The sequence below is a fragment of the Salipiger pallidus genome (assembly GCF_014643635.1).
Taxonomy (GTDB): Bacteria; Pseudomonadota; Alphaproteobacteria; order Rhodobacterales; family Rhodobacteraceae; genus Salipiger; species Salipiger pallidus.
Genome location: NZ_BMJV01000005.1, coordinates 267034 through 278774, shown reverse-complemented (window position 1 = coordinate 278774; position 11741 = coordinate 267034). Strand labels below are relative to the sequence as shown.

General features: G+C 65.3%; 13 protein-coding genes and 1 pseudogene. 5 read left to right on the top strand and 9 right to left on the bottom strand.

From position 1 onward, the window contains the following. Nucleotides 1-4 precede the first annotated feature (4 nt). From gluQRS to hpt, 6 genes are all read right to left on the bottom strand, one after another. Nucleotides 5-886, bottom strand: coding sequence for a tRNA glutamyl-Q(34) synthetase GluQRS (gluQRS, locus tag IEX41_RS13445; protein WP_188790768.1), 882 nt, complete (start codon nucleotides 884-886; stop codon nucleotides 5-7). Then, entirely contained in the window at nucleotides 886-1104 is a 219-nt protein-coding gene (locus IEX41_RS13440; RefSeq protein WP_188790767.1) for a hypothetical protein, read from the bottom strand. The genes gluQRS and IEX41_RS13440 overlap by 1 nt, the downstream gene beginning before the upstream one ends. Continuing rightward, nucleotides 1101-2453 carry a methylenetetrahydrofolate--tRNA-(uracil(54)-C(5))-methyltransferase (FADH(2)-oxidizing) TrmFO gene (trmFO, locus tag IEX41_RS13435; RefSeq protein WP_188790766.1) on the bottom strand — a complete coding sequence of 451 codons (1353 nt, stop codon included), beginning with the start codon at nucleotides 2451-2453 and terminating at the stop codon, nucleotides 1101-1103. Before trmFO ends, IEX41_RS13440 begins: the two co-directional genes overlap by 4 nt. Nucleotides 2454-2534: 81 nt before the next feature. Next, entirely contained in the window at nucleotides 2535-2984 is a 450-nt protein-coding gene (locus tag IEX41_RS13430; RefSeq protein ID WP_188790765.1) for a c-type cytochrome, read from the bottom strand. A 308-nt stretch (nucleotides 2985-3292) separates the two neighbouring features. Beyond that, nucleotides 3293-3472 (bottom strand): hypothetical protein, encoded by a 180-nt coding sequence (locus IEX41_RS13425; RefSeq protein ID WP_188790764.1) that lies wholly within the window; start codon nucleotides 3470-3472, stop codon nucleotides 3293-3295. Continuing rightward, nucleotides 3469-4014 (bottom strand): hypoxanthine phosphoribosyltransferase, encoded by a 546-nt coding sequence (gene hpt, locus IEX41_RS13420; RefSeq protein WP_188790763.1) that lies wholly within the window; start codon nucleotides 4012-4014, stop codon nucleotides 3469-3471. Before hpt ends, IEX41_RS13425 begins: the two co-directional genes overlap by 4 nt. 105 nt (nucleotides 4015-4119) lie before the next feature. On the opposite strand from hpt, the gene IEX41_RS13415 reads away from it, so the two are divergent. Both IEX41_RS13415 and IEX41_RS13410 read left to right on the top strand, forming a co-directional pair. After that, nucleotides 4120-4569 (top strand): type II toxin-antitoxin system RatA family toxin, encoded by a 450-nt coding sequence (locus IEX41_RS13415; protein WP_188790762.1) that lies wholly within the window; start codon nucleotides 4120-4122, stop codon nucleotides 4567-4569. A gap of 1011 nt (nucleotides 4570-5580) precedes the next feature. Next, a complete protein-coding gene (locus IEX41_RS13410) occupies nucleotides 5581-5904 on the top strand; it encodes a hypothetical protein (RefSeq protein ID WP_188790761.1) in 324 nt (107 codons plus the stop codon). Nucleotides 5905-5909: 5 nt separating this feature from the next. Here IEX41_RS13410 and IEX41_RS13405 read toward each other — a convergent pair whose 3' ends face one another. From IEX41_RS13405 to IEX41_RS21555, 3 genes and pseudogenes are all read right to left on the bottom strand, one after another. Beyond that, entirely contained in the window at nucleotides 5910-6383 is a 474-nt protein-coding gene (locus tag IEX41_RS13405) for a CinA family protein (protein ID WP_188790760.1), read from the bottom strand. 4 nt (nucleotides 6384-6387) lie between these two features. Further along, a complete protein-coding gene (locus tag IEX41_RS13400; protein ID WP_188790759.1) occupies nucleotides 6388-6873 on the bottom strand; it encodes a phosphatidylglycerophosphatase A family protein in 486 nt (161 codons plus the stop codon). Next, nucleotides 6870-7998 (bottom strand): annotated as a pseudogene (locus IEX41_RS21555) (bifunctional 2-C-methyl-D-erythritol 4-phosphate cytidylyltransferase/2-C-methyl-D-erythritol 2,4-cyclodiphosphate synthase). The gene IEX41_RS13400 and the pseudogene IEX41_RS21555 overlap by 4 nt, the downstream one beginning before the upstream one ends. Nucleotides 7999-8176: 178 nt before the next feature. On the opposite strand from IEX41_RS21555, the gene dusB reads away from it, so the two are divergent. From dusB to IEX41_RS13375, 3 genes are read left to right on the top strand one after another with little or no spacing between them, the layout of a single operon-like run. Beyond that, the gene (gene dusB, locus IEX41_RS13385) at nucleotides 8177-9160 is read left to right on the top strand and encodes a tRNA dihydrouridine synthase DusB (protein ID WP_188790756.1); all 984 of its coding nucleotides are present in this window, start codon (nucleotides 8177-8179) and stop codon (nucleotides 9158-9160) included. Then, nucleotides 9157-10242 (top strand): two-component system sensor histidine kinase NtrB, encoded by a 1086-nt coding sequence (locus tag IEX41_RS13380; protein ID WP_188790755.1) that lies wholly within the window; start codon nucleotides 9157-9159, stop codon nucleotides 10240-10242. The genes dusB and IEX41_RS13380 overlap by 4 nt, the downstream gene beginning before the upstream one ends. Beyond that, on the top strand, nucleotides 10242-11615 hold the full coding sequence (locus tag IEX41_RS13375) for a response regulator (protein ID WP_188790754.1): 1374 nt from the start codon (nucleotides 10242-10244) through the stop codon (nucleotides 11613-11615). Before IEX41_RS13380 ends, IEX41_RS13375 begins: the two co-directional genes overlap by 1 nt. Nucleotides 11616-11741 lie beyond the last annotated feature (126 nt).

Genomic DNA, 11741 nt, shown 5'->3' with positions numbered 1-11741 from the left:
GAATTTACCGGAGAGCAGAAGGGGATAGGCCCACCATCTGCCGCAGGTCCTCCGGAGTGGCGCCGTCCTGCCGATAGAGGGCGACAGCTCGGCTGTCGTCACGCTTGGCAAGACGTTTGCCGTGCTCGTCCCGGACCAGGCGGTGGTGGTGATAGATCGGCTGGGGCAGGCCGAGGAGACGCTGGAGCAGGACGTGGATGCGGGTGGCCTCGAAGAGATCCTCGCCGCGTACCACGTGGGTGATGCCCTGCGCCGCGTCATCGACGACCACGGCGAGGTGATAGGCGGCACCCATGTCTCGGCGGGCGAGCACCACGTCACCGATGTGGTTCGTCATGTGGACGGAGGTGGTTTCAATGCGGCCGGTCTGGCCCTCGGGGCCGTGGCCTGTTTCGGTGAAAGGGGGAGGCGGCGCGGCAAGGGCGCGCCGCATGTCGAGGCGCAGGGTAGCATCCTTCGGCCGGGGGCCCGTGAGGACAGTTCCGGGGCGGCAAGTGCCGGGGTAGACCAAACCATCTGGACCGGTTTCGGGAACAGCGGTGGAGAGCCCTTCCTGCGGCGCCGACAGCGCCTCGCGGATATCGCGGCGCGAGCAGCTGCAGGGATAGAGCAGGCCCATGTCCCAGAGGCGGTCCAGGGCGGCGTCATACTCGGCTGTATGGTCAGATTCCCGGCGGCAGGGCTCTGGCCAGTCGAGGCCAAGCCAGCCCAGATCGTCCTTCAGCTGCGCCTCCCATTCCGGGCGCGCCCGAGAGCGGTCGAGATCGTCGATGCGCAGAATGAACACGCCGCCGGCCGCCCGGGCCATGTCATGCCCGAGCATGGCCGAGTAGGCATGCCCGAGGTGCAAAGGCCCCGTGGGCGACGGCGCGAAGCGCGTGCGCATCACTCGTCGCGGTAGCTGCGTTCGATACGGCGGGTGCGTCGTTCCTGGCCGGACTGGTAGATCAGGATCCACGCCAGCAGGATGAACATCGGGTGGGTGAGGCCGCCCGAGAAGATGATCGCCGGCACCCAGATCAGGAACACCACGATCGACAGGATCGGGCGCCCCGTGAACAGGATCGACAGCGGCGGCAGAAGCAGGGCGAGAACGTAGTTCATGCGGGCACCTCCTGTGCGGCGAGCCATTCGGACCAGTCGTCCTTGGCGCGGTCGGTGTAGGCCTTGTAGCGGTCCTTGCGGCCTCGGCGGCCGCCCTTGAGCCCGTCCACCGGGCGGAACAGGCCGAAGTTCACGTTCATCGGCTGGAAGGTCTTGGCCTCGGCTCCGCCGGTGATGTGGTGGATGAGCGCTCCGTGCGCCGTGTCCTGCGGGATCACCGGCAGCGAATGCCCGAGAAACTCTGCGGCGGCCATGCGGCCCGCAGCGAGTCCCATGGCGGTGGATTCCACGTAGCCCTCCACTCCGGTCACTTGGCCGGCAAAGCGGATGTTGGGCCGCGAGCGCAGGCGCATCTGGTTGTCGAGCAGCGTGGGCGAGTTCAGAAACGTATTCCGGTGGATTCCGCCAAGCCGTGCGAACCGTGCATTCTCGAGGCCGGGAATCTTCCGGAAAACATCGACTTGCGCGCCGTACTTCATCTTGGTCTGGAAGCCGACGATGTTGAGCAGCGTCCCCAGAGCATTGTCGCGGCGCAGCTGCACCACGGCGTAAGCCTTTTCCTCGGGCTTGTGCGCGTTGGTAAGGCCGATGGGCTTCATCGGGCCGTGGCGCAGGGTCTCGCGGCCACGCTCGGCCATGACCTCGATGGGCAGGCAGCCGTCGAAATAGCCCGCCGTCTCGCCTTCGTGGAACTCGGCAGTGTCCGAGGCCAGCAGCGCGTCGATGAAGGCCTCGTACTGGTCCTTGGTCATCGGGCAGTTGACATAGGCCTTTTGCTCTTCCTCGGTCTCGCCCTTGTCGTAGCGCGATTGCAGCCACGCCACGTCCATGTTGATGCTGTCCGCGTGGACGATGGGGGCGATGGCGTCGAAGAAGGCGAGGCTTTCGGCCCCGGTCTCGGCGGCAATGGCTTTACCAAGAGCGTCCGAGGTCAGCGGGCCGGTGGCAATGATCCAGTGGCCATCGGCGGGAAGCTCGGTGATCTCCTCGCCGCTGATTTCGATGAGTGGATGGTCCTTCAGCGCCTGCGTGACGCTCTCGGCAAAAGGATCGCGGTCCACCGCGAGGGCACCGCCTGCAGGCAGGCGGTGGGCATAGGCCTGGCGCATCACGAGGCCGCCGGCCTGCTTCATCTCCCAGTGCAGAAGACCCACGGCGTTCTGTTCATGGTCGTCGGATCGGAACGAGTTCGAGCACACCATCTCGGCCATGTTGCCGGTGCGGTGGGCGAAGGTGCCGACCTTTGGGCGCATCTCGTGGATCACCACGGGAACGCCAAGCTGTGCGGCCTGCCAGGCCGCTTCGGATCCGGCCATGCCGCCGCCGACGATGTGCAGTTTCTGTGTCATGATGGGGCAGATAGGCGATGGCAGGCCCCATGTTAAGGGGCAATCTGCGGCGGGCGCACCGGCACCCGCCGCGAACCCGGCTCAGTCGCGGTAATCGTCGTGACAGGCTTTGCAAGCTCCGCCTAGTTCGGCCATCGCCGGACGCATGGCATCAAGGCCTTCGCCGGCAACCTGCCGCATCGACGCCGCGGCATTGCCGAAATTTTCCCACCGGGTGCTGAAGCCGTTCATGTCCTCCATGATGGCGGGTAGAGCCTTGGTGCCGCTGATGTCCTCCATGGACGTCCCCTCGGGCCAGAGCGGCGCCTGGTGAATGGACGAAATGCCCACCAGCGAATCCGCAGCGAGCTGCGCGGCATCGGCGTCGTATTCGACCTTGCCCGAGGCCATGTCGCCCAGCGTACCTGTGTTCAGCGCGATCAGGCGGAACTGGCCCTGGCGGGCCTTGAGGATGGCGTCAGTTTCCTGGGCATGGGCGATGCCGGCGGTGCATAGCGACAGGGCTGTGAGGCCGATCGAGAGGCGTTTCATGAGGGGTCTCCGGAAAATGGCATGGTGATACGTGACGTGATGCCGACGGTCCGCCGGGCAAGAGCAGCGTCACCATGCCAGCCTGATGTGACAAGCCCGCTGCCGCCGCAGCGCATGGCGTGCTGCGAAGCGGCGGCGGGTCACGAGGCGTCCGGCCTTCAATTTTTTAATCTTAAAAACAGAAGATTGTTGGGAGGTTCTCATGTCGTGAAAGAGGCGCTGTGCAGGTCTCAGGCCGCGATGGTGACAACGCGCTCTCGCATTCGTGAAGCGTCGCAGGTCATGTTCGGGTCAGGCGTGCCTCGGGCTCAGGGCCGCATCGGCCTGCGCACGGGGTCCGTGGACAACGCGTCCGGCCAGCCGATCAGACGCTCTATGGCCACGAGCAACAGGCAGATGGCCACCACCGCCAGCACCAGCTTCACCCGGCCGGGCGATGGTGGATGGCGTAGCCATTTCGCCATGCGCAGCAGCCAAATCGGGTTCATGCCTCCTCCGGAAAGCGGACCTTGCCGATGAAGGGCAGGTTGCGGTTGCGCTGCGCGTAGTCGATGCCGTAGCCGACGACGAATTCGTCGGGGATCTCGAACCCGGTCCAGTCGGCCTTCAGGTCGACCTCGCGGCGCGCGGGTTTGTCCAGCAGGGCGATGGTGCGCAGCTTGCGCGGCGCGCGTGATTTTAGCAGGCGCAGCACGTGGCTGAGGGTGAATCCGGTGTCGACGATGTCCTCGACCACCAGCACGTCGCGCCCTTCGATGGGCGAGCGGAGGTCCTTGAGGATACGCACCTCACGGCTCGATTCCATGCCGTCGCCGTAGGAGGACGCCTCGAGAAAATCGACCTCGACCGGCAGGTCCAGTTCACGCACGAGATCGGCGATGAAGATGAAACTGCCGCGCAGCAGGCCGACCACGACCAGCTTGTTGGTGTCTGCGTATTCCTGCCCGATCTCGCGGGCCAGCGCCTCGATACGGGCGGCAATGGCCTTTGCCGAGATCAGCTCGTCAACTACATATGCGGTGCCGGTCATGGCATTCCTCTCAGCATTTCCCGTGGCATTCCACTTGCAAACCACGGCGCACCATATGAAATATCCCCCAATTGTCACGCAAGAAACCGGACACAGACCCAGCGCATGCCGACCCATTCCGAGACCAAGCACCTGCCGTATTCTGCCCAGCAGATGTATGACCTCGTGGCCGATGTCGGCTCCTACCCGGAGTTCCTGCCATGGACCGCTGCGGCGCGCATCCGCTCCACCGAGGACAAGGGCGACCACCAGGTGATGCTTGCGGACCTCGTCATCAGTTTCAAGGTCTTCCGTGAGCGGTTCGGCAGCCGGGTGACTCTCTGGCCCGACGAAAAGCGCATCGACACCGAATACCTCGACGGGCCGTTCCGCCACATGATCTCGAAATGGCAGTTCGAGGACAAGGACGGCGGGTGCGATGTGCATTTCTACGTGGATTTCGAGTTCAAGAACCGCATCCTGCAGGGCGCTGCGGGGATGTTCTTCTACGAGGCCATGCAGCGCATCGTGCGCGCCTTTGAACGCCGTGCGGCCGAACTTTACGGGCGCGGCTGAGAGGGGCGGTTAATCACCCCCGGCGACCGGGGGTGGTTTGCTGCCTTTTCATCAAATTTTGCGATCGTTCGATTGGTTACTCGTGAAAAGCAGACCCATGGACTTGGCCAGCCTTGCAGGGCAAAAGTTTTTCGTTCCCGAGGTCAACTCTTGGCCGTCGAACCCGGTAGCTGGCCAGCCGTGCGCGCCCAACTTGATCAGGTTCGACTTGAAGCCTGTTCAGGAAAGCGGCCCGGCCTCGCCTTGCCGACATGGATGCCGCGTCGGCAGGAGCGGGGAAGGGCGAACGGTTGTCCGGCGCAGCCCCCACGCCACGCCCACCACGGCAGATCAGCTTTCGGGCTATGCTCCGGTGCGTAGCTCTGCCGTGCAGGTAGCCGGAACGGCGGTCACTGGGCTGACCGTGGGCAACGAACGGCAATGTGACGCCGAGAGCCTGCACGGAATGGCGCACCTGGCTGCTGCCGCCCACGAGGGGGGGGATAGCCATCGCTCCAGGGCGCATCGGGAATGACAGCCTGCTTCACCGGGCGCCCTGAGGCCAGGCGGCGGGGGCCGTGCTTCGTCCCTGAGGCGGTCGTCCCGATTTTGGCACCAAAGCGTTTCGCTGCGGATGCAAATGGGCGTTGTCCTGCCGCTCAACCGTCGCAATCCGGCCTTTATTGTTAACCATTTACAGCCTCGTTCGATAACACCGCCAACGCATGCGTCAGGCTGGATCCTCCCCTCGTATCTGCTTCTGCGGTGCGGGAGGTGTCCCCTTATGCATCGTTGGGCTTTTTGTAAAAGGATGCTGCCTTGTCGTTTTTGTCCTCCATCGGTTTTGGTCATTCCTCGTCCGGTTCCTCGTGGGCGGCCCGCCCGTCCAAACCCGCAGCCAATGATTCCGGGAACGCGCCGAAAGAGGAGTCTGCGCAGCAGACTCAGCCTGCCGCTACCGCCGAGCCCACTAACACCGCCCCGTCCAGCACCGCCCCGTCCCGCACGCAGGCTTCCGCACAAGTGACCAGGGTGACGCCGCCGCCGGCGGCCAATGCCGAACCCGAGCTGACCGCCACCCGTCCGTCGCCCCAGCGCCTTGAGGCTGCTCCGGACCCGGCAGACGCCCGGGCGCAGGCCATCGCCACCCAGACGGCGCAGCGGGTCCGCGCCCTCATCGAGGCGCTGGAGACGCAGCCCGAGGTCACGTCCCTGCAACTGGAGGAACGGGAAAGCGCGGCGGAGCCGGTCGATCAGTCGGCAGGTGCGCCGATGCGCGCACGCGATGCCTACATGTCAGCGCAGAGCGATGGACCGGCCAGGCAGCGTGTCGGCGGATACACCGCGAGCATCTGACCCGGTCAGGACAATGCCCTGACGATCAGGTCAAGCGCATGGCGGGTGGCCGCCATGCGCACTTCGGCGCGTCCCCGTGCGCCGAACTCGACGGTCTCGTATTGGGTGCCGTCCTTCGTTGCCAGCCCAAAACAGACCCGGCCTTCCGGCTTGAACTCGGATCCTCCCGGTCCGGCAATGCCCGTGATTGCCACCGCGATGTCGGCCCCGGCCGCCGCGCGGGCACCCTCGGCCATCTCCTTCGCAACCTCTTCGGACACCGCGCCATGAGCGTCGAGCGAGGCCGCCGTGACGCCTAGCATCTCCTGTTTGGCGGTGTTGGAATAGGTGATGTGGCCACGCGCGAAGATCTCGGAAGACCCGGCAATGTCAGTGATCGCCGCGGACACCATGCCGCCGGTGCAGCTTTCGGCGGTGGTCAGGGTCTTGCCGGCATCACGGGCCAGCTCGAGAATGCGGAGGGCGAGATCCTGGGTCATGCCATCACATCAGCACGAGGTGGAAAAGCGCGGCAAGCGCGATGCTGACCAGCGCGGCAAAGACGCCCGCAATCACGTCATCGAGCATCACGCCCATGGCATCCCCGCGCGCATCCGCTTTGCCCACGAGCCACGGCTTCCAGATGTCGAACAGCCGGAACAGCACAAAGCCCGAGATCCAGCCAGGGTAGAGTGCGAGCGGCTCTACCGACATCATCATCGCGCCGTAAGCCACTGGAAACAGTGCGATCCACTGGCCGACGACCTCGTCTATGACGATCCATGACGGATCGTGGTCCGGGCCGGTTTCGGTCATCTTCCGGGTGGCCATGAGGCCCAGAACGAAGGCCAGCACCGTCGCTGCCAGCAGCAGCGGGAAGCCGCCCAGCAGGATGATCGCGTAGGCCACCGGCAGCGCGGCAAGTGAGCCCCACGTGCCGGGGGCGGGCTTCAGGAAGCCGATGTAGAAGAAGGAAGCGATGAGTTTCATGGTTTCACCAGCGTGGCTGTTGCAATGGCGGCAATGCCTTCCTCGCGGCCGGTAAAACCCAGCCGTTCCGAGGTGGTCGCCTTGACCGACACACGGGACAACTCCAGCCCCATGAGTTCGGACATTTTCGTCATCATGTCAGCGGCATGCGGGCCGATCTTCGGGCGCTCGCAGATGATGGTGACGTCGATATTGGAGACCGAAAACCCCAGCTCTGAGGCCAGGTCCACCGCATGGCGGAGGAAGATTTCCGATGCGGCGCCCTTCCACTGGGGATCGGACGGAGGGAAATGGCGGCCGATGTCGCCCTGCGCCATGGCGCCATACAAAGCATCGGTCACCGCGTGCATGGCCACGTCCGCATCGGAATGGCCCTTGAGCTTGCGGTCATGCGGCACCTCGATGCCGCACAGGATCACATGGTCGCCTTCCTCGAAGGCATGCACGTCAAAGCCGTTGCCCAGCCGGATGTCCATCTTGTCTTTCCCTGCTCATGCTGGCGCGGGCGAAATCGTCCGGGCCGGTGATCTTGAAATTGTCCTCGTGCCCCGGAACGATCGCCACGTCGAGCCCGGCCGCCCGCGCCACCGCAACGTCATCGGCGGCATCCCCGTCGAAGGCGCGGTGGGCGGCAAGGATCGCGTCGAAGCGAAAGCCCTGCGGCGTCTGCGCCCGGTAGAGCCCGCTGCGGTCCTGCACCCCGGTCACCATGCCCGATGCCCCGGTCCAGAGTGCATCGGTCACCGGCAGCGCGGGGGCGGCGGCGTCATGGGTGAGAAGGGCGGCCACCACCGCGTCGATCACGTGGCGCGGCGTGCAGCAGCGCGCCACGTCATGGATCAGCACGATATCGGGCGGATCGCCCGCCAGAGCCTCGAGCCCCGCGCGCACCGATCCGCAGCGTGTCGGTGCGCCGTGCACCAGTGGCGGCGCAAGGTTGCCGCAGGCGGCGCGGGCGGCGTCCTCGTCGTGGGGATGGATGACCAGAACCGGGCCATAAGGGGCAAAGCTGTCCAGCGTCCAGCGCGCAACCGGCTTGCCCGCCACCTCGCGCCATTGCTTGGGCATTCCGCCCCCGGCGCGGGTGCCACGGCCTGCGGCAACGATGATGCTGGCGATTTTCATGGGCCGTGGCTCCTTTCGGTGCCTTCTCTAGGGGCTGCTCCGGTGCGGCGCAACGTATCCCGCCCGCGCGATCAAAAATTAAGCAGCCGGGCAAATCTTCGCGCTGTCGCTTGCGCCAACAATTGAACGTTTCGGAGGGAGAGGTTAAGTCCCATGCATCTGCACAAGGAATAGGCGCTTGATCCTGACGCTGGGCGACATGTCGATATCACCGCCGGTGTTTCTTGCACCGCTTGCGGGCATCACGGATCTGCCATTCCGCAGCCTCGTGTCGCGCTGGGGCGCGGGGCTCGTGGTGTCCGAGATGATCGCCAGTGGCGAATTTCTCACCGCGCGCCCCGGCACCCGCGAAAAGGCCGAGTTGGGGGCAGGGGTCGAGAACACCTCGGTCCAGATCGCGGGCCGTGCGCCCGAACCCATGGCCGAAGCTGCCCGCATGGTGGCGGACATGGGGGCCCGGGTCATCGACATCAACATGGGCTGCCCCGCCAAGAAGGTGACGGGCGGCTACTCGGGCTCGGCGCTGATGCGCGAGCCGGACCATGCCCTGCGCCTGATCGAGGCGGTGGTGGAGGCGGTGGACGTGCCGGTGACGCTCAAGACCCGGCTGGGCTGGGACGATGCCTGCCTTAACGCGCCTCATATCGCCCGCCGGGCCGAGGCTGCCGGTGTGCAGATGATCGTCATTCATGGCCGCACCCGCTGCCAGTTCTACAAGGGCGACGCCGACTGGGCCGCCATCCGCGAGGTGGTCGAGGCCGTCGCGGTGCCCGTCATCGCCAATGGCGACGTGGTCGATGCCGCCAGCGCCCGCGAGGCGCTGCGCCTGTCGGGGGCGGCCGGGGTCATGGTGGGCCGTGGGGCGCAGGGCGCGCCCTGGCGCCTCGCCGAGATCGCCCACGCCCTTTACGGCGCGCCTGCGCCTCAGGTGCCGCAGGGTGCCGAGCTTACCGATATCGTGAAAGAGCACTACCAAGACATGATCCGTTTCTACGGCGAAGACCTCGGGCTGCGCTGCGCCCGCAAGCACCTTGGCTGGTACATGGATGCCGCCGGCACCACGCAGTCCATGCGCCGCGCGGTCCTGACCGCCCGCACCCCGGGCGAGGTCATGGGCTTGCTGACACCCGCCCTCGAGGATGCGCTGGAGGTGGCCGCATGAACGGTGAACTTCAGCTGCAGCTATGGTCGTCGCTGCCGGTTCCGGCGGTGCTTTTGGATGCCGAGGAACGCATTGCCGACATGAACCCTGCCGCCGAGGGCTTCATGAACAACTCGGCCAAGTGGCTCATCGGTCAGCCGATCTGGGACCGCCTCGCGGTGGACGCGCCGCTCGAGGAAAGTCTTGCGCGGGCGCGGGCCAACGGCACGCCGCTGTTCGTCAACGACGTGGATGTAGGCACCGGAAGCCGGGCACCGCTGGTGTGCAACCTGCAGCTTGCGCCGGTGCAGAACTTCCCGGGCTGGTTCATCATGCTGATTTCCCCGCGCGAGCTGGCGGGGCGCCTGACCCAGAGCCACAGCGTGAAATCCGCCGCCAAGTCCGCCATCGGCATGGCCGAGATGCTGGCCCACGAGATCAAGAACCCGCTTGCCGGGATCACCGGTGCGGCGCAACTTCTGAGCATGAACCTCAGCAAGGAAGATCTCGAGCTGACCGACCTGATCGTCGCCGAAAGCCGACGCATCGTGAAACTGCTCGAGCAGGTGGAGCAGTTCGGCAACCTATCGGCTCCCGAGAAACGGCCGGTGAATATCCACGACGTGCTCGACCGAGCGCGCCGCTCGACCCAGCTGGGGGCGGGGGCGCACATGAAGTTCATCGAGGATTTCGATCCCTCGCTGCCTCCCACTTACGGTGATGCGGACCAGCTGCTTCAGGTGATCCTGAACCTGCTGAAGAACGCGGCACAGGCGGCGGATTCCAAGGCGGGCGGCACCATCCGCATCCGCAGTTTCTTCGAGCACAGTTTCCGCATGCGCCGTGTTGATGGCAGCACCCAAAAGCTGCCGCTTCAGATCGAGGTCATCGACGATGGTCCCGGCCTGCCGGACGACATCCGGGGCGACATCTTCGACCCCTTCGTGTCGGGCCGCGAAAACGGTACGGGGCTTGGCCTTGCGCTCGTGTCCAAGATCATTTCCGACCATGACGGCTGGATTTCGGTGGAATCCGTCCCCGGCCGCACGGTCTTCCGCATTTCACTACCCCGCGCCCCGCGCGAGACAGAGGAGAACAGCTGATGGACGGTACAGTTCTTGTCGCGGATGACGACCGCACCATTCGAACGGTCCTGACCCAGGCGCTGACCCGCGCCGGGTGCAAGGTACATGCCACCAGCTCGCTCACCACGCTCATGCGCTGGGTCGGCGAGGGCAAGGGCGACGTGGTGATCTCGGACGTGGTCATGCCCGATGGCAACGGGCTAGAGATGCTGCCCAAGATCCGCATGGACCGGCCCGACCTGCCGGTGATCGTGATCTCGGCGCAGAACACCATCATGACCGCCATTCAGGCCGCCGAGGCCGAGGCCTACGATTACCTGCCCAAGCCGTTCGATCTGCCCGACTTGATGAAGCGGACGGCCAAGGCGCTCGACAACCGCAACCGCAGCCCCAAGCGTGAGGACGTGGGCACCATCGGCGCCGATAGCCCCGATGAGCTGCCGCTGGTGGGCAAGACGCCAGCGATGCAGGCGCTCTATCGCCTTGTGGCGCGGGTGATGAACACCGACCTGCCCGTGCTGATCTCGGGCGAGAGCGGCACGGGCAAGTCGCTGATCGCGCGCGCGGTGCATGATTTCTCGGACCGCCGCCAGTTGCCTTTCGTGACGGTCACCGGCTCGGATCTGTCGGATCTTGAAGGCCCGTCGAAGGTGCTGGCCCGGGTCAAGGGTGGCACGCTTCTGGTGGACGAGATCACCGACATGTCCGACGAGATCCAGGCCCGCGTGGTCCGGATGATGGACATCCCCGGCGAGCACAGCCCCCGATTCATGGCCACCAGCCAGGGCGACCTGAGCCAGGCCATGGAGGAAGGCACCATGCGTCAGGATCTCTACTACCGTCTGTCGGGCGCTACGATCAACGTCCCAAGCCTGCGCGAGCGGGTCGAGGACATCGCCCTGCTGACCGAGCATTTCCTTGGCCGGGCCGAACGCGAAGGCGCGCCCAAGCGCTGGCTCAGCAAGGACGCCGCCGAGCTCTTTCGCGCCTACAGCTGGCCGGGCAACGTCCGCCAGCTCGAGAATGCGGTACGGCGTCTGTCACTGACCAGTCGGGCCGAGGAAATTTCGCGTTCCGAGGTCGAGGCGGTTCTGGGCAACCAGCCTGAAACCGGGCCTGTCCTGCGCGGCGGCGATGCCGAGAAACTGGGCACATCGGTGGCCCGCCACCTGCGTCGCTATTTCGACCTGCACGGCAACATCCTGCCGCCCCCGGGGCTTTATACCCGCATCCTCAAGGAGGTCGAAGCGCCCCTGATCGAGATCGCTCTCGAGGCGACGGGCGGCAATCAGGCCAAATGTGCCGATCTTTTGGGAATCAACCGCAATACGCTTCGCAAGAAGATTACCGATCTCGATATTCGCGTGACACGCCGACGCAAACTGATGTAAAACCGTCACAGGCATGTGGCCGCACTGCTTCGTTTTCGGGCGAGGGTGGTGAAGAAGCCACAGTATATGGCGGTACGCTGCATCGGGCAGCACATCAAGGCGAGGTACATCTGTGGCCATCCGGGC